The sequence below is a fragment of the Mesorhizobium sp. B2-3-7 genome, assembly GCF_006442695.1.
Lineage (GTDB): Bacteria > Pseudomonadota > Alphaproteobacteria > Rhizobiales > Rhizobiaceae > Mesorhizobium.
The window spans coordinates 230,270-248,072 of sequence record NZ_VFVV01000005.1 but is presented as its reverse complement, the minus strand read 5'-3'; the positions used below and the strand labels follow the sequence as shown (position 1 = coordinate 248,072).

16 protein-coding genes and 1 pseudogene are annotated in these 17,803 nt (G+C 59.7%); 3 read left to right on the top strand and 14 right to left on the bottom strand.

Annotated elements, in window-relative coordinates; all coding sequences use genetic code 11:
- Position 1 precedes the first annotated feature (1 nt).
- The 3 genes from FJ940_RS12510 to FJ940_RS12500 all read right to left on the bottom strand — a co-directional run bounded on the left by FJ940_RS12510 (position 2) and on the right by FJ940_RS12500 (position 4,992).
- Complete coding sequence (locus FJ940_RS12510; RefSeq protein WP_140566538.1) at positions 2 to 1,108, bottom strand: OmpA family protein; 1,107 nt, start codon at positions 1,106 to 1,108, stop codon at positions 2 to 4.
- 247 nt (positions 1,109 to 1,355) lie between these two features.
- The gene (locus FJ940_RS12505) at positions 1,356 to 4,031 is read right to left on the bottom strand and encodes an autotransporter outer membrane beta-barrel domain-containing protein (protein WP_140656714.1); all 2,676 of its coding nucleotides are present in this window, start codon (positions 4,029 to 4,031) and stop codon (positions 1,356 to 1,358) included.
- Positions 4,032 to 4,266: 235 nt separating this feature from the next.
- Positions 4,267 to 4,992, bottom strand: coding sequence for a hypothetical protein (locus FJ940_RS12500; RefSeq protein ID WP_140498312.1), 726 nt, complete (start codon positions 4,990 to 4,992; stop codon positions 4,267 to 4,269).
- Between the two features lie 189 nt (positions 4,993 to 5,181).
- Between FJ940_RS12500 and FJ940_RS12495 the strand changes: the two genes are divergently transcribed.
- Both FJ940_RS12495 and FJ940_RS12485 read left to right on the top strand, forming a co-directional pair.
- A complete protein-coding gene (locus FJ940_RS12495; protein WP_140498313.1) occupies positions 5,182 to 6,636 on the top strand; it encodes a caspase family protein in 1,455 nt (484 codons plus the stop codon).
- An 842-nt stretch (positions 6,637 to 7,478) separates the two neighbouring features.
- The gene (locus FJ940_RS12485; protein ID WP_140656713.1) at positions 7,479 to 7,778 is read left to right on the top strand and encodes a DUF1236 domain-containing protein; all 300 of its coding nucleotides are present in this window, start codon (positions 7,479 to 7,481) and stop codon (positions 7,776 to 7,778) included.
- Between the two features lie 167 nt (positions 7,779 to 7,945).
- Here FJ940_RS12485 and FJ940_RS12480 read toward each other — a convergent pair whose 3' ends face one another.
- From FJ940_RS12480 to FJ940_RS12445, 8 genes are all read right to left on the bottom strand, one after another.
- On the bottom strand, positions 7,946 to 8,311 hold the full coding sequence (locus FJ940_RS12480) for a hypothetical protein (protein ID WP_140656712.1): 366 nt from the start codon (positions 8,309 to 8,311) through the stop codon (positions 7,946 to 7,948).
- Between the two features lie 416 nt (positions 8,312 to 8,727).
- Positions 8,728 to 9,171 (bottom strand): transposase, encoded by a 444-nt coding sequence (locus FJ940_RS12475; protein ID WP_246671014.1) that lies wholly within the window; start codon positions 9,169 to 9,171, stop codon positions 8,728 to 8,730.
- Positions 9,172 to 9,263: 92 nt separating this feature from the next.
- A complete protein-coding gene (speB, locus tag FJ940_RS12470; protein WP_140656711.1) occupies positions 9,264 to 10,205 on the bottom strand; it encodes an agmatinase in 942 nt (313 codons plus the stop codon).
- 61 nt (positions 10,206 to 10,266) lie between these two features.
- Positions 10,267 to 11,277, bottom strand: coding sequence for an agmatinase family protein (locus FJ940_RS12465; RefSeq protein ID WP_140560434.1), 1,011 nt, complete (start codon positions 11,275 to 11,277; stop codon positions 10,267 to 10,269).
- A 41-nt stretch (positions 11,278 to 11,318) separates the two neighbouring features.
- Entirely contained in the window at positions 11,319 to 12,137 is an 819-nt protein-coding gene (locus FJ940_RS12460) for an amino acid ABC transporter ATP-binding protein (protein ID WP_140498319.1), read from the bottom strand.
- Between the two features lie 30 nt (positions 12,138 to 12,167).
- Positions 12,168 to 12,818, bottom strand: a complete 651-nt coding sequence (locus tag FJ940_RS12455) for an amino acid ABC transporter permease (RefSeq protein ID WP_140498320.1) — start codon at positions 12,816 to 12,818, stop codon at positions 12,168 to 12,170.
- Between the two features lie 3 nt (positions 12,819 to 12,821).
- A complete protein-coding gene (locus FJ940_RS12450) occupies positions 12,822 to 13,469 on the bottom strand; it encodes an amino acid ABC transporter permease (RefSeq protein ID WP_140557324.1) in 648 nt (215 codons plus the stop codon).
- A gap of 110 nt (positions 13,470 to 13,579) precedes the next feature.
- Positions 13,580 to 14,434, bottom strand: coding sequence for a transporter substrate-binding domain-containing protein (locus FJ940_RS12445; RefSeq protein WP_140656710.1), 855 nt, complete (start codon positions 14,432 to 14,434; stop codon positions 13,580 to 13,582).
- Between the two features lie 298 nt (positions 14,435 to 14,732).
- On the opposite strand from FJ940_RS12445, the gene FJ940_RS12440 reads away from it, so the two are divergent.
- Entirely contained in the window at positions 14,733 to 15,692 is a 960-nt protein-coding gene (locus tag FJ940_RS12440) for a LysR family transcriptional regulator (protein WP_140649846.1), read from the top strand.
- 75 nt (positions 15,693 to 15,767) lie between these two features.
- Here FJ940_RS12440 and FJ940_RS12435 read toward each other — a convergent pair whose 3' ends face one another.
- The 3 genes and pseudogenes from FJ940_RS12435 to FJ940_RS28765 all read right to left on the bottom strand — a co-directional run.
- Positions 15,768 to 16,400, bottom strand: a complete 633-nt coding sequence (locus FJ940_RS12435) for an urea carboxylase-associated family protein (RefSeq protein WP_140656709.1) — start codon at positions 16,398 to 16,400, stop codon at positions 15,768 to 15,770.
- Positions 16,401 to 16,417: 17 nt separating this feature from the next.
- Complete coding sequence (speB, locus tag FJ940_RS12430) at positions 16,418 to 17,386, bottom strand: agmatinase (protein ID WP_140515080.1); 969 nt, start codon at positions 17,384 to 17,386, stop codon at positions 16,418 to 16,420.
- Between the two features lie 261 nt (positions 17,387 to 17,647).
- Positions 17,648 to 17,785, bottom strand: a pseudogene (locus FJ940_RS28765) (tyrosine-type recombinase/integrase); the annotation flags it as partial.
- Positions 17,786 to 17,803: the final 18 nt, after the last annotated feature.

Genomic DNA, 17,803 nt, shown 5'->3' with positions numbered 1-17,803 from the left:
CTCAGTTGACGAGCTTGGTGGCGGAAAACTCGATCCGCCGATTGAGCGCCTTGTTCTTCGGCGTGTCGTTGCCGGCGACTGGGCGTTCCTCGCCGTAGCCGGTCGCCGTAATCTGCGTGCGCGGAATGCCCGCTCCAACAATGGCGTCGGCCACTGCCTGGGCCCTGCGCTCCGATAAGCGCTTGTTCTCTGCAACCGGTCCATCGGCATCGGTGTGTCCGGAAACTTCGACCTTTAGGCCTGGGCATTTGCTGACGACACCGACGACCTCAGCGAGGAGCGGGCGGCTTTGGGCATCGAGCCGCGCGCTCGCGGGGCGAAAATAGATCGCCCCGGTACGGGACAGCACCGCAAACCTGTTGAGGCATTCCTCATCGTTGAAGTTGGTCTTCGTCGCATCGGTGGCGACGGGCCCGACCTCGGTGCTTGCCGCAACGGTCTGGGCGGGGGGCGGCTTGCTTCCGTCGGCCGTGAACACGAAATCGAACGACACCGATGCGGTAGGAACAATGTTGGTCACACTGGCCGCCTGTTGGAGTTTGTCGACATTGGGCAATAGACCGAAGTCTTCCACATGCACCGCGACAGGGGCCTCCGAGGCGACCGACACCATGGTGTCGCTGACCATGGTCACCACGACATTGGCCTCAAGATCCTTGTCGACCCCATGCAGGTTGAGACGGAATGGAAGAACCGCCTTCATACGTCGCTTGGTGGCGAGGTCGGCAAATGCCGCCGGATCCACTTTCGCTGTCAGTTCGGCGGTTGGAAACTTGTAGGTCTCAAAGAAGAGGAACCGCATCCGGACATTGCGCAGGTCGACCCCGGTATCGACTGAGTTGAGGTCAAAGGAGACCTTGGCGTCGCCGGTCGAAGTGAGGCTGCCGGAAATATTCCTGATCTTGTTGGTTTCGACGATCGTGTTCTTCTTGACCGACTGATAGGTGAGGACCGAAGCGGTCGGATCGAGCGCCCAGTTCGTCTGCGCGTTCGCCGTTCCCAGTCCGGGCAAAAACAACACGAACAACGAAACGATCAAGCCAAGCGTCTTCGCGGCGACTCTGCTTCTTGACCGTGCTTTGCGCCAGACTCCGAGAACTTCGAACATGGCTCCCCCTGCCTACGACAACAGAACCCCGTATCGACATCACGACCATGCGGTGTCTCCACAGAGCATAGAGCACTTGCTGCCAATTGGCGAGCATCCCGGTTGGTGTGCTTGGCCAGCCCGCGATCCCGGCATCGCGATACCGCACCTTGCCTGAGTGCGGGGGGATTTGAAGGTCCTGCTATTCCCATCCCAGACACGTCAGGAACTCAGCGCGGGCGCGGATGATCCGCGGATCGAGGAACCGCTAGAAAGCTATCTTAAGTCCGAGCTTGGCGCCAATAGTGGAGCTATCCGACGACGCCTTACCACGGACTTCGCCGTTGACGGTCGTCAACTCCGAGACTTTCAGGTTGAACCCCGCCGATAGCGCCACGGAAAAATCCGCATCGTCGAAGGCGATCGTCCTGGTACCGATCTCGGTCGTGTTCTTGTAACCGAAACGCTGCTGCAATTCGCCACGCGCATAGGGGCTGAACACCATACCGTTGCTCAGCGTGTAATCGCCATAAATGCCAGGCTCGAACTTGATGGCGCCAAATGAAAGCCGGCTCTTGCCGAACTGATTGCCACCGCTGTCAGTGTAGGGATCGCCGCGGAATGAAACACCAAGCAGGCCGCCACGCAGATCGAAACGGGTGCGTTCGCCCAGCGCGAAGATGTGGCCGACAGATCCCGTGACCGCGTAGCCCTCGGTGTCATAGCTGCCGGTGGTGTCAAGCACCCCGTTCATCACGTCGCTTCGGCCGAAGAAACCGGAGGCCGAGACCAGCGCGTAATTGTAGTCCTTGCGCAACAGTGCGTAGCCGCCGAACAGTCCGGCCTTGTTGTTACCTTCCCCTATGGCATCAAATCCCTGGAAGGCCCCGAGATTGACGTCAGTCGAGGCGTAGCCGGCGAATACACCGATGTTCAGGCCATACTCATTGTCGAACTGGAAATGCTTGGCGGCATTGAAGTCCAGGCTGATGGCGGCCGAAAAATCATTGGCATCGAAGCTCGGGCCCGGGCCATTCAAGCCGCCGCCACTGATGTTATAGCCGTCATGCTCGGTATGAGCGAACTGGCCGGAAGCAAAGACCCCGAAACTCGAAGAAACCGGTACCATTCCAGATCCGGATGCAGGCGAAAGGTGGAGGTCAGCATCTATCGCGTCGCGGTTTATGCCGTAGAGAGCGTCGAGTGCCACCTCGACCGCGCCCGCGTTGGTCGCGCTGGTCGGCGCCGCCGCAATGCCGAAACTGGCCGGCGTGGCACGCAGGAACAAGCCGCCATTCGGGCCGTTTACGATCTCATAGCTGAAAAGCGAACCGGGCGTGCCGGAAATACTTCCGAGACGGAAGGTGCCGGCAACCGGTCCGCTGGCCGAGACGATGATCGGGATATTGGTCACTTGGGCGAATTGGGGGGTGCCCAGCAGATTGACAATAATGGTGCTGGTGCCGGCGGCCGAAAACGCATTGGCAACGAGTTGATCCGACCGTAGCGTCTGTTGGTTGATGTCGAGGCCGATGGCGGCGCTGTTGAGGGCGAGGCCGCCGAGCATCAACACGTCGTCGACGACACCGTCCATTATGTTGATCAGGGAATTTGTCGCGATGATCGAACCCGGCATAGTGACGTTGCCGTTGATGAACAGCGTTGAACCGTTACCGAGGTTGAGTTGGTTTATGCCCTGCGTGCCACCGCTGAAGCGAAGGGTCGAATGGTCGGCCGAAAAATTGTCGAAGCCGGCAAAGTTCTGGCTCTTGCCGCCGGCGGCAAGGTCGGTGTCGACGACTGTGCCGTTGGCGCCTGTACCGCTGAATAGCACCCCGTCGCTAAGGATGAGCGGCTCGACGGCGCCGATATGATCGATGGTTAGCGTGTTGGGTCCAAGGCCGGTAATGTCACCCTCGATCGTGCCACCCGACAAATGGACATGTTCGGCGTCGATGCGGCCCTTTATGTCGCCGCCGACGACCGAGACGCTGTCGAAGCCTAGGCCGCCGGTGATGTTGCCGCCTGTCGTGGCGCCTATGGTTCCGCCGTTTATGTTGACGGTGTCGTCGCCGTCATTGCCGAATATGCTGCCGCCAATGGTGGCGTTGCCAGCGACCATTATCGTGTCGTTTCCGCCCGCTCCGTCGAGGTCGAGGTCGACCGCGGCACTGCCGCTGACGCTGACCCGGTCATTGCCAGCCCCGGCATCCAGGGCATCAACTGTGCCCCCCGCAATGATGATGGTATCATTGCCATCGCCCCCGGAGAGAACGCCGACGGTCGGCGCACTGAAAAAAATTCCCTCCTCGGTAGTGAGGATGCCGATCGATAACAGGTCGTCACCACTGCCGCCGGTCACATTGCCAACCTGTGTACCGTCGCCGAATATCACGACGCTGTCGGCACCATCTCCAAGGTCAATGTCCTGAATACTGCCGCTCTGGATGACGACCAGGTCATCCCCCGCCCCGGTATTGAGATTGGCCGCGACGGTTGGGGCGTACGGAACCCCCAAGAAATCCCCATAGAACATCTCAAACCGGTCGTTGCCGCCGAGGAGTTCGATTGTACCGTCCGCCGGCTGCAAGGAGGTCGACCCTCCCGCAGGCAGGCCGCCTACACCGGGTGTTGTCGCCGCTTTATCGGTCAGGAGGCCGCCAAAAATTCTCACGACGTCGTCGCCATTGCCGTCGTAGTCGTTGACGATGACTTCCGACGAGTTCTCGAACCCGCTAAATCGGGTGGTGAATACGCCATCGACGTCCTGAAAATCCCCGGTCGTCGTGCAGTTCACGGTAACCGATGTTGCCTGGAAGGGAGTGCCGCCGCCGTTTGCAGTAGCGGAGCAGGCCGCCGCGCCAGACACTTGGAACGTGGACGCCGCCGCTAAGGCGAGCAACGAGACTCCCGTCAATTGATAGGCCTCGCGCGACACTCTCATTCGACCCCACCTTACGAGAAATCGATACCGTCACAAATCAAGGCAATTAAATAGATCAACGATCCATCTCATGGGATCGTTGACTGCTTAACCGGCACTGTACGCGTCGCGTTGCTGGGCGGCAATGGTTTGGCGTTCGTTCTCAGGAGACTATAAGGCTATCTGTGGCGACAAGGACACTATCGTAAACTTAAATGAGCCTGTCAAAAGCAGTGGCCAAACTTCAAAGGCATCTTTAAAGATCAGAATAGGCCGCCGAAACAGTCAGATCTCCCGCATGTGCAATCTTGCGATGGTAGCTTGCCCATATTTCGCCACCACACTGCTCAACCCAGCGGTGACAGAACGAGAAGTCGGTAGGGAGGTCCAGTTCCGGCGTCACAATCTTCGCAAACGGCGTCAGGAAATTCTCGAACTGAGCGGTGTACTTGCTCTTTCTGTAACGAGACCGGTCCACCGTCTCGGGTAACTTCTCGATTATGGCCGTCACGCAGTCGCGGGAGACCAGAAAGATGCCCGTGCCGCATGACGTTACCCGGACAAAGCCTTCTTGCTCTTGCCGAGGTTCGACGACGGTTCCGATGAACTCCAGGCTTTGCGCAAAGGCTTTGTCGAAGGGCAGTGTCGAGAGGGAATGGAGTTTGCGCAGATCGATCCGGCGCCGCGGATACAGGGTGCCGACGACTTGCTTGTCCAGCGCCAGCATCGCCGCGATAAGATCAGGTGAAAAGCCCATGTCACTGTCGATCATCAGAATGTGGCTGCAATCCGGTTTATTGTAGTAGAAATTCGTGAGCAGATAGTTCCGCGAAAATGGAATATCCGTGTACTCGATTTCCGACAGCGTGAAGGCGTAGTTGGACAGGCTCTTATGAGTTAAGGCCGCGAACAAGCTGCGAACGAACACGCTTTTGTAGGCTGCTCCATAAACCGGCAGCGCAAGATTGATCTTGGTCGGCATCTTGTCCTCCACAGTCCAATGACTGATCGCATACAAATCCCTTTTCCCTATCTTTGACAGGATTCTTGGTATAAATTTTGGTGACCTTCGCCGGTATGGGGCAGGCGCTCAGGCTGATTGCGGTTGCGTCGTGGTGCGTTGGGAAGTTGCTGGACCAAGATTGAGGCAGGCCGGAGCGAGCGTGCTGACATGACCCACTGCAACGGACTTCTGTTTCGTGTCCCACTGTTTCTCATTTTCCTGCTTCTTGGCTCAGCTGGTGCTCGCGCCGCGGTCGAGCCGACCGCGGCGCCGCAGCCACGCAACCGGCTAGCGATCGTCATCGGGAATTCGAACTATCAAAGCAGCCGACTTGAGCATCTCCCCAATGCCGCAAATGATGCCGCAAAGCTCTCAGAGAGCTTGAAGCGGCTAAATTTTGAGGTCCTGACGGGCACCGATCTTTCGACCCAAGATTTTTCCAGAATCTTTCGAGAAGCTGATGCAAGGCTGCCTACCGTCAGCGCAGTTTTGATTATCTACGCCGGTCATGGCGTGCAGTTGAACGGCGAAAACTACCTGCTCCCGGTCGATACGCCCGATCCTGAAAGCCTGGAAAAACTCACCGCCACGGCCATCAAGCTGAATGATGTGATCGCGCGATTCGCGCGCCGCGACCGCCAGACGTTCATATTCCTGGACGCGTGCCGCAACAATCCGCTCGGTGCCGGTGCCGGCAATGGTCTGGCGCAAGTTGAAGTCGGTGAAAACACGTTCGTTGCCTTTGCCACCCAGCCAGGCAATGTCACGGCCGATGGCGGCGGCGAAAACAGCCCGTTCACTATTGCGCTGCTGAAGAATCTCGAGATCCCCGGGCTCAGCATTTCGGATATGATGATCCGCGTCCGCAACGAAACCGAAGCGTTGACGGTTGGCCGTCAAGTGCCGTGGGATCAATCGAACCTGCGTGAGCAGTTCTATTTCACGGAGCAACAGGTACTCGATCCGGGACAGTTGAGCGCAAGCCTTTCACGCATCCTTGCGGACCCCGCGGCAAAGAAGAGATTGCAAGTCGAGCTTGCCTCCAATGACCTGCAGACCGCCGTGCTAATCGTCGGACAGACGTTGCGGTCGGTCGAGATTCCGGCACCGTCCGCCAGTTCACCGGAGCCGGTTGGCACACAGGTCGCCAATCTGTCTCCGACCGAAAGGGTTGAGGACGCTCGCCAAAGCGTCGTCTCCGGTCTCGAAACGCTCATTGTCGGCGCATCTATGGGCGAGGCGGACAAAGACAAGACAGCCGATCTTGCGCGCAACGTTCAGACCGAACTTCGTCGCTTGGGTTGCTACCGGATGCAGATTGATGGAGATTGGGGCACGGGTTCAATCCGTGCTCTCACCGACTACTACAAGAATACCAAGCAAGTCGCGGCGACGACGGAGCCGAGCGTCGGACTGCTGGGCGATCTCTTTTTGCGCTCAGGCAGAATCTGCAAGCAGCCGGTCATCGTGAAGGCCAAGCCGGCTAAGATAGCGTCGGACGCCGCCCCTTCACGAAACGGCTCCGTACGGACGACTGCGAAACGCTCGCAGGCCGCCCCGAGACGTCCCGCGCCTCCCCCACCGGACATCAGTGGCGGCATAGGCATTGGTGGTGTGTTTTAGGTTGGACCACGTCGCGTCAGTCCATCGCGGCCGCAGCTTGCGTTGACGGCGGCAGAGGTGCGCTGAAGTTTCCGGCTCTACGTCTACCGGGTATGGACGATAGCGAGCCGGTCAACAATGGGCGGCGCTCGAGTTCCAGATCAGGTGCTGCAGCCCAATAAGATGCGCCATCCTAGGATATGCTGACGTAATTGTTCATTCATATTCGGTGGCTCAGTACAAGGTAGATAGCGGGGACTAACATCAACCAGCCCCCCATTCCTAATACCACCAAAATCGCCACGCGCTCGGTTCGCCTGACAAGGTCGGCAATGTTTTCCTCGTTCGTCAAAGAAACAGCGTCCAGTAGCGCAGGCGCATGATCATCGTTGTCATTTGCCGGTTGGTTTGCGTTGCCACTCTCATTGGTTCTCTGGATCGATGTCATTGTCTTTTGCTCACCAAACATACTGAAAATAGAGGGCCCGCCAGCCACCGAGGCGGCTTGCGGGCCCTATCAGCACAGGAAGGGACGTAAGCTGTGCCGATCCACGACATGTCAGCCAAGGAATATGCCGATCACCAAAAATGTGACGGCTGCCGCGAAAGTTGGCGCGAGCAACCAACGCGCTTGGCCAATGCTTTTATCCATCTGCTTTCTCCTGATTTGGAGAAGCAACTACGCTAGCCCTAAGGCGTTCCGCCTAGTCTCAAGAGGTAAGACCATTGCGTTTTGTGATCGGTCTTTGGTCTGGTCAGGATTCCGACTGAAGCCTGATCGAGGAACGTTTGGTGTGCGGACATATTCAGTTGGCTGGCGCGCAGAAGACTTGTGCTGTCGCCGGAACAACAGGAGAAAAACCATGAGGATCCACCTTACCAGCACCGCTGCGGCGCTATTGCTTTTGGCTGGCGCCGGCGCAGTTGCGGCACAGGAAGTTGTCATCACACCGGAACAGGACACCGTCGTGCGCAAATACGTGAAGAAGCAACCGCTGGCTTCCGTGAACCTTCTCGGACTTGAGCTGAATGTCGGCACGGCTCTGCCGGACACGGTCGAGCTCCATGAGGTCCCCAATGTCAAATACCGGTATGTGGTGATCGACAACCGCACAGTTTTGGTGGACCCGGGCACCCGCAAGATCGTCAAAGTCTACGACTGAGACCTAGAACGAACCCGACCTCCGCCATAGCTGGCGGCGGGTTGGGTATGTCAAATCGCCATTCGGACAGTTGAGATAAACTCCTGAAGTCGAGACGTCGCAACCCCCTCGTGGCGCGCCTGGTGGATCTCTAGAACACGCGCTCAACTCGACTTGGCACAAGGTACTTACTTCCTGGTGATCCAATCCAGCAAGCCAACTTCGACCTGATCGCACCCGGCGTATTCGAGTACCAGGGTCTTAGCCAGATCGCGCCATCGACATTTGGGCGCGTATGTTCCCAACACCAAATCTTTGAACACTGCCCGGAGAACATCGGCATCGAACGCTGAGATAGCGAAGGGAACCGGGTCTGCATCCTCCCAAGCTCGGGAGGTGTCATCGCCATGGCTTTGGCGCAGGCGTTTCAGAAGCTCGCGTGATGCCGCGAGCACGCGTCGGGAGTGATCAATATCGCGCGGAAATGCGGCGCGACGTGGCAGGAAGGTGGCTTCAATAGCCGCCCGCGCAATGTCTGTATGGGTATCGAGCATCGCTGCCTCCCTTAAGCAGCTATCGGGGCTGCACCTTCTTAGGTGCTGAGCTGCGAATCTCAGTCATCAGCCCTTGCTCTCGGAGCCGAGCTGTCTTCGCATCCCGTGCCGCCCGCTCGACCTCGATCGACTCGCGCACAACATCCGAGGTGCGCTCTTTTCTCTCGTGCCTTTTTTGTCGGTGAACCGTTGCCTTCTCCGCATCGTCGCCCCGATCTGACGGTCCCGCGGTGTTGTCGCACAGAACGATTGTGGCCAGATGCGGGCGACCTGGGAGGTGTTTCACCTGCCGAGCCAGCAGCCGCTGCCGCTCGGGCTGCGACTGTTTTGCGAACCGTCTAAAAGGTTGGACATCATGGCCAGGCCAATCATCCACTTTGAAATAATAGGGCGTGATCCTGCGAACCTGCGCCGCTTTACGCGGAACTCTTCGGATGGGAATTCGAGATCGGCGGATCGGTGTCGCCGCTTGTTCCCGACGCAACTATGGCTTCCTTGCCCCGCCTCCGGGGCTCAATCGGTAGCAGGGGCGTTGGAGGCGGGAGGAATTTTGATCCGGATGTAGTCCCGCTTCTCGGACGTGGTGCGCTTTTCAGAGCCCCCTTTAGAAACTCAATTTCCAAGGCCTGCCGGCCTACCAGCCGCTCCAGCGCTGCAATCCGCGCCTCATAGGTCTGCATCGTGTCGGCCGCCGCCACGTCTTCGTCGAAGGAGCCGGCCTCGTATTTCTGAACCCAGATGCGGATCAGGTTACGCGGCAGTTCGTGCCGCTTGGCGAGACCATGCAGCGTCTCGCCGGACAGGAACTCCTGCACTACCTGACGTTTGAACTCGATGCTGTGCGTGCGATAAGTCACCATAGGCTTCCATCCTTCGAAAGCCCGGCTTCCAAGTCAATTCTGCTTGTTCATCCTGTCCGGTCCGAGGGGCGCACTCCACACATGGGTCTCATTTAGCCGGCATTTGCACCGTTCATGACGCAGAGAAGCTCGAACAGGAGGGTGGCACCGGTTAGCGCGGTGACGCCCGAAGGATCGAGCGGCGGCGAGACTTCGACCAGATCGGCGCCGATGATGTCGACGCCGGCCAGCGCTCGGATCATCTTCTGGGCCTCGCGCGTCGTTATGCCGCCGATCTCAGGGGTGCCGGTGCCGGGGGCAAAAGACGGATCGAGCGCGTCGATGTCGAAGGAGACGTAGGTCGGCGCGTCGCCGACGATCGAGCGCGCCTCGGCCATCACCGTGTCCACGCCGCGCTCCATGAATTCCTCGATGAAGATGATCCGGATGCCGGCCTCGCGGGCGAAATCGTAGTTTTCCACATCGGAGATCGCTCCTCGGATGCCGATCTGGACCATGCGCTTGGGATCGAGCAGGCCTTCCTCGACGGCGCGGCGGAACGGGGTGCCGTGATTATAGCGGTTGCCGAAGAACTCGTCATAGGTGTCGGAATGGGCATCGAAGTGAATGAGGCCGGCCGGTTCCTTGGCGATGCCGCGCAGGATGGGCAGCGTGATCAGATGATCGCCGCCGACGACCAGAGACCGGGCGCCGGAGTGGTGGACGTTTTCGAAGAAGGCGCTGATCGTGTCCAGCGAGCCGGGCAGGTCGAGCGGGTTTACAATCACGTCGCCGCAGTCGCCGGCACGCACCTGTTCGAAAGGCGAGACGCCCGTGACATGGTGGACGCGCCGCACCAGGCTGGATTGGTTGCGGATTTCGCGCGGTCCATGGCGCGCGCCCGGCCGGTTGGTGGTGCCGCCGTCGAAGGGGACGCCGATCAGCGCGATGTCGACCTGCTCGGGGGTAGCCATGGGCAGGCGCATGAAGGTTGAAGGGCCGGCAAAACGCGGAACGCTGCCGGAATCGAGTGGCTGGAAATTTGTAATGCTCATGGTCTTGTGTCCTGTTGGCGCATCGGGTCGCTTGACCGCGAGGCGCACTCCGAAGGTGGTGCTATTTCTGTTGGAAGTCGGACCTGTGGGCGTCGCGCCAGGCGTTCTGCTTGCCGGCGCGCTTGGCCGCGAGGCAGAACAGGGCCTCGGCCAGCAGCCGGCCGGCCAGGACGCTGGTGGTGCCGCTGGAAGCATCGAAGTCCGGCGATACCTCCACGAGGTCGAACCCAGCAAAGCCGTCGCGGGCCACTATTCTTACGCCGCGAATGATCTCGCGCGAGGTAAGGCCGCCTGGTTCGGGGCTGTTGGTTGCAGGGGCAAAGGCTGGATCGACGCCGTCGATGTCGAGGCTGATATAGAGGCGCGCGCCGTCGGCGCTGGCGATGGCGCGTGCGCGTTCGGCAACCGTTTCGATGCCGAGGCGCTCGACTTCCTCCATGGAAAACACGGTGATGCCGAGCTTGCGGTAGAGCGGGGTCCATTCGAGCAGGTTGCGGGGGCCGCGCGCGCCGATGACAACGATGCGGCGGGGGGCCACCTTGTCGAGTTCGGCAATGCGCAGCAGGGGCGAGGCGCGGGTGAGGCGGTCGCCACCGAAGGATTCGCTGAGATCGAGATGGGTGTCGAAGACGATGAGCCCGACCGGGGTGTCGCCGGCGTCGGAGACCGCGCGTACCGCCGGATAGCTGATGCCGTGATCGCCGCCGATGGTCAGCGGCACCGCCCCGTTGACCAGCACCGCGGCAAGCCGCGCTTCGAGGCGGGCGTAGCTGGCGGCATTGTCGCCCGGCACTACATCGATGTCGCCGGCATCGGCGACGGTGATATGGGCCAGCATGTCGAGGTCCCAGTCGAAGCTGTAGCTGCCGTAAAGAAGCGAGTATTTGCGGATTTCCTGCGGGGCGCGGCGGGTCGCGCCGCCGCGAAAGGTGGCGATGCCGTCATAGGGCATGCCCACCACCACAGCGTCGGCGGAAAGACCTGCCAGATCGCGCACATAGGGAAATGCCATGAAGGGTGGCACGTCGCCATACATGCGGGGAACACCTGCCGGGCTCAAACCTTCGCTCATGGTACGGTCCTCCGTCTTGTCGTGTCGATTGTGCCGCTGCCCTACTGGCCGGCGGTGGGCTCGCTCTGGAACAGCATGTTGCGCTGTCTCCAAGTGTCGAGGAATTCACGCAAGCGCGGGCTTTGCGGATCGTTGAAGAGTTTGGCGGGCGGGCCCTGTTCGATCACCTTGCCGCGGTCCATGAAGACGACACGGTCGGCGACCTGGGCGGCAAAGCCCATCTCGTGCGTCACCACCACCATGGTAATGCCCTCGACGGCCAGTTGCTTCATGGTGTCGAGAACCTCGCCAACGAGCTGGGGATCGAGCGCCGAGGTCGGTTCGTCGAACAGGATCACATGCGGCTCCATCGCGACCGCCCGGGCGATGCCGACGCGCTGCTGCTGGCCGCCGGAAAGCTGCGAGGGGTAGCGCTCGGCGAAATCCGCGAGGCCGACCTTGGCCAGCGCACGGCGCCCGCTTTCCTTCGCCTTGGCGGCGGGAGCGCGCTTGGAAAGACGCAATCCCAGCGTCACGTTATCCAGCACTGTCATATGCGGCCATAGGTTGAAGTGCTGGAACACCATGCCGACGTTGCGGCGCACGGAATCGATGTTCTGGTCGCTTTCTCGTACCAGTCCTTCGGCACCGCGCTTGTAGCCGAGCAACCGGCCCTCGATCTCGATCTCGCCGCTCGTATATTCCTCGAGGAAGCTCGCGCAACGCAGCAACGTGCTCTTGCCCGACCCCGAGGGTCCGATGATGCAGACGACCTCGGAGAGGTTGATGTCGAGCGAGATCCCGGACAGGGCCGCGAATGTGCCGAAATCCTTGGTCAGATTCCGGATCTTGATGACGGGCTCGGTGGTTTCAGTGGCCATCGTTTATTCCCAAATTGGTGGTTGAGCGGCCTAGAACCGCACCCGGCGCTCAACATATTTGCCGAGCTGCGCGACTGCCTCGACCAGCAGCCAGTACAGTAGGGCGGCGGCGAGATAAGGTTCGATGACCGCGTAGGTCTCGTTGACGAATTGCGTCGTGTTCTTGGTCAGCTCGGCAACGGTGATGATGGACAGCACCGCGGATTCCTTGATGAGGATGATGATCTGGTTGACCATCGGTGGCGTGATCATGACCAGCATCTGCGGCAGCTTGATATGGCGGATGATCTGCGTGCCTGAGAGCCCGGCCATGCGCGCCGCCTCGATCTGGCCTTTGGAGATCGACTGGAAACCGGAGCGGAAGATTTCGGCGAAATAGGCGGCACCATAGAAGCCGAGGCCGAAAACACCCACCGCTTCGGCACTCAGCCGGAGGCCTATGCTCGGGCCGCCATAATAGAGCACGAACAGCAGGATCAGGATCGGCAGGCCGCGCATGATCTCGATATAGGCACGAACGGCCCAGCGCAGTGGCGTGAACGGCGTGCTCTCGAGGCAGGCGAGCAACAGGCCGATCGCCAGTCCGAGGGCTGTGGCAAGTGCGCAGATCCAGGCCGTCGTCGCCAGGCCGGCCAGCATCAGCGGTCCGTATTGCACCCATAGGTCGAAGAATTGCGCCATGGCTCAGGCCCTCCGCGCCAGCCGTTGCTCGGCCATGCGGCCGATTAGCGACAGAAGGAAATTGATGACGATATAGATGACGGCGGCGGTGATGTAGATTTCGAACGGGCGATAGGTGGTCGCGACGATCTGCTGGCTTACCCGCATCAGTTCCGTCACCGCGATAACGGAGACCAGCGATGAGTTTTTCAGGATGCTGATGGTCTCATTGACCAGCGACGGGATGACGAGGCGCAATATCTGGGGCACGAGTATATGCTGGCGCCCCGCCCATTTGCGTATGCCTACCATGCGCGCCGCCTCCAGTTGCCCTGGTGGAATGGCCAAAAGTCCGCCGCGAAATATCTCGGCCTGGAAGGCGATCGTGTTCAGGGTCAGCGCGAGGATGGCCGCGAGGATGGGCGCTACATTGATGCCGATGAGCGGCAGCAGATAATAGATAATCAGCAACTGCACGAGGATGGGCGTGCCGCGCCACACGCTTTGATAGATGCGCGAAAAGTAGCGCAGCCACGTCTTCTTCGAGGTGACGCCGAAGCACAGGACGAGGCCGAGCGGCATGCCGAGGATGATGGCGACGCCCGACACCAGGATGGTCATGCCCGCGCCCCAGAGCATGATGGGCAGGTTGTTCTGGATGAGGGCGAACATTGCCAAGTCGTCAGACCTTATGGACTTGAGGCCAGGCTTGCAGCCTGTGCGTTGTTAGGCAGGCGAGGCTGGAAAGCCTCACCTTTATCCGGGCGTTGGATGCCGACTCGTCAGCTCTTGGGTTCGGGCAGAGCGTCCGTCGGCAGTTTCATGGTGAAGCCGAACCACTTTTCCTGAAGTTTGGCCATGGTTCCATCGGCGGCGAGCTTGCGGAACTGGTCATCGATGAAGTCGGCAAGCGCCTTGCTGTCGTCGTCCTTGCGGAAGGCCCAGCTGAAATAGGTCGGGTCCCCGAACGTTGTGCGGATGGTTTCGAAGACGTCGCCGCGCTGCGTCTGCAGGTAGAGCAGATTGGGCAGGGAATTCACGACGGCATCCGTGCGCCCGGCAGCGAGATCGGCATAGGCTTCATTGAAGTCGACATAGGTCTGGATGTTGGCGATCGGCGCTAGGCCTTTTGCCTTTAAATCCTCGGAAAAGGCCTCGGTGCCCTTGAGCTGTGCCGAGCCGGCCTGCGTGCCGACATTTTTGCCGCTCAGGTCTTCGGGCGTGTTCAAGGCGGTGTCGCCTTTGCGCTTGACGTAGGAGAACGACGCGTCGGCGATTGGCAGAGACAGCCTGTAGGTATCATAGCGCTGTTTGTTAACGGTGACGGACGTTATGATGGCATCGAACTTCTCCGTCTGCAAACCGGGCAGCAAGCCCTGGAACGGCAGGTCGAGCCGGTTCACCTTCACGTCCGGCAGCGCCTTCATGACTTCTTCGAAGAGGTCAACTCCGTAGCCTACGATCTTGCCGTTTTCGACATATTCGAACGGCGGGTAGCGGGCCTCGGACGCGATGGTGATTTCCCCCTTTGCCTTGATCCGATCCAGAAGATCGGAGGCGGTGGCAATGCTCGCCACGGCGAGCGAGAGCGACGCGGCCAACAGCGTCGAAGTGCACAGTTTCAAAGCGGATCGCATAACTTCCTCCAGTTTCGTATGTTCCCGTTTATTATGGATTATTTGGAGTCCGAGGCTTCTGTACGCGCTCAGGAATCTCGCATGCGTGACGAGCCTTAAACCTCCAGGTCGTCAGCCGGCTGCAATGCCGGCCCGATTGTTTGCTTCCCCAGTGGCATGACGGCACGGCACCATCTGGTAGGGCAGCATGGCAGGATTGAATCTTTGATAAACATGGAAGGAATAGACTATACATCGAAGTTGACGATGTAAGGCTGATACCCAACACCGTCTGAGAGGCTCAAGGAGGAGTGTCAGAATGCGTCTGTCGGTTGCCGACATTCGTGCGCTCAGGGTTTTCCGCTCGGTGGTCGAGCATGGCGGATTTACCGGAGCACAGCTTGCTTTGGCGATGAGCCAATCGACGATCAGTTTCCAAATCAACGCGTTGGAGGAACGGCTGGGGTTTTCGCTATGCCAACGCGGCAGGCGCGGCTTCGAACTGACCGATAGGGGTACCGCGGTCTATGAATATTCCCATTCGCTGACTTCAGCGCTGTCGGCGTTCGAGATGCAGCTGGGCGAACTGCGCTCCAAGGCGACGGGTGTGCTACGCGTCGGAATCGTCGATGCCACCGTTACCGATTCAGCCCTGGGCCTCGATGACGTCATTCATCAGTTCATCAAGAAAGCCAGCGAAGTCGATCTGCGCATCACCATCGGCTCGCCTGAACAGCTTATCGCGGAAACCGCCAAGGGTGGAATCGACTTCGCGATCTCCCCCCGCATCAAATTGCTGCCCGGCTATTCGCAGACCGAGTTCCATTATGAAATCAACTCGCTCTACTGCAGCGAGCGCCACCCGCTGTTTTCCCGCAAGCTGGTGACAAAGGCTGATGTGGAAGCATCGCAGATGGTGGTGCGCCCTTATGCCAACAAGTCGGAATTGCAGCATTTCCCCAACGCGCATGTCGGCGCCTATGCTTCGAATATAGAGGCGCAGGCGATGTATATCCTGAGCGGCCACTTCGTCGGCTATCTGCCGGATCACATGACCGTCACGTTTAGACAGAACAACCGGCTTAAGGCGCTGCTTATTCCCGAGGCGCAGATCCGCTCGCCCTTCGTCATCATCGCGCCAAAGCACAAGAAAGCCTCGCTGTCGCAGAGGATTTTTTTTCAGGAACTGCGCAAAAGGGTGGGGAGCGCCGAAAAATCGACCGGAAAAGGGCAAGCCGCCGACGCAAAAAACAAGATGCCCAAGGTACGCGGCATGTAAAAATTCCGTTATGCATTGATCCCGAAAAGCGAGAGCCGCCTTTCGGGATCAATGGTCTGGATGCAGGGCTGCGCTTTAAAGGCGCGGCGCCTTGGCGTCGATCCGATAATGCGCTTCGGTTGGAACGCAGCCTTGACCGTTTACCGGAATGAGGTCCTGCGGGCAGGCTGAGAACGCGACGATCAAATCCATTTCCGCGCACATCGACACATAGGAGCCCGGTCCCGCCACCGGTGCCTCGAAGGTGACCGAACCGTCTTCGCCGACGGGAATGTTCATGAACAGGTTGAGCGGCGAAGGGGTTTCGGGTGGCGTCAGCCCGACCGCGCCGAGGGCCGTCGCCAGATTGTCGGTGCAGTTGTCATGGTGCCCGACATGGCCCAACTGCTGGTAGCGATAGCGGTCGCAGGCGGCGATCAGCGTATCGTGCACGCCACCCGACGTGTCCTGTATCAGAGTCAGCATCGGACGCCGCCTGTTGCTGCACAGCGTGTCGCCGTTCTGCGGGTTCACCTTGAGCATGGCTCCACGACTGTGCTCCATCGACATGAATTCCGCGATATCGTCGGCGCAGAAGGCCCAGGTGTCCACCACCTGGGTGCCGTGGGTGTTGATGACGGTGATCACCTGGCCTTGGGCAACGCGCGTCGCCACGCCCTGGCGGGCAGGAATGACGTGAACCTGACCGTTACTTGCGTTTGTTGGCATCGTTGAATTCCTTTCGTTCAGCGTCCGCGCGCTTCGTGTTCGACGAAGATATAGCCGAGAAAGTTCAGGAGTACCTGTGCTGCGAGAAAGCCGGTGATGCCCGAAGGGTCGTAGGCCGGGGCCACCTCGACGAGGTCGATGCCGACGACGTCGCCGCGCTTCACAAGGCCCCGGAGCATTTCCATTACTTCATAATACAGGAAGCCGCCATGGCTAGGCGTGCCAGTGCCCGGCGCAATCGACGGATCGAAACCGTCGATGTCGATCGTCACATAGTAGCGTACGCCTTCCGGAATGGTCGCCAGAACACCTTCGACCCCGAGCTTGCGCGCCTGGCGGACGGAAAGGATCGTCGAGCCGCGTTGGCGCGCATCCTCGTAACCGTCGCGGGCGGTCGAAGAGACGTTGCGGATGCCGATCTGGCTGAGACCGCTGACATGCGACTGTTCGGCCGCGCGGCGCATCGGATTGCCGTGTCCTTCGCGCACGCCATGACGCACGTCGACAAAGTCGAGATGCGCATCGATCTGCACGATGTGAATGGGGCCATGTTCGCTGAACGCCCTGACGCAGGGAATGTTGATGGCATGGTCGCCGCCCAGAACGACGGGCAGCGCTCCGCGTTCAAGAATCTTGCGGACCGCCATTTCCGTATTCGCGTGGCTGGCCACGGTATCGGTATGCACGATATCCGCGTCGCCTATATCGACGATCCGCACCTTGTCGAGCGGCAGATAGATCTGGTCGTCCTCATGGTCGTAAGCGCCGGCATGACCGAAGGAAAACAGCGTCGAGGCCTCGCGGATGGCGCGGGGGCCGAAACGTGCACCGGAGCGGTACTGGGTCCCCATGTCGAAGGGCACACCCAGCACGGCGACATCCGCGTCGATCTTGTCCCAATCAAGGCAGATCGGCCGTTTACCGAAGGTGCTAAGCCCAACGAAGGGGAGATCGAGCCGCCCACCCTCATACCCGTGTCCAGACATCGAAACTCTCCCTTTCGGATAACCCTCACGCCATCCGGCAGCGACCTTCGATATGAGCCGAAGCGCTTAAGCTGGAGTGAAGCACGACAGGCCTGCGGTCTGTCTGCCTCGTGGCTAGCATGGTCCCGCCACTCCTATCCATCACGAGTATCGGGCGTTCATATCGATTTATCCGGAAATTGGCCCTATTAGGGTTAGAACAAGAGCAGCCCGAAATCGATGGAAGGAAGACTCCCGCTCCGCCGGTGAGCGCTGTCGTTCGAGCTTGCTGTGCCCGAGCAGCACCTGGATGACGCTGATGTCGACATCCTGCTCAAGCAGGTGAGTGGCGAAGCTGTGCCGGAGAGTATGCGGGCTGAGAACGTTCTCACCGCTCCCAAAGCAATATCTCTTGTCAGCCGAGATTTGACGGCCGCG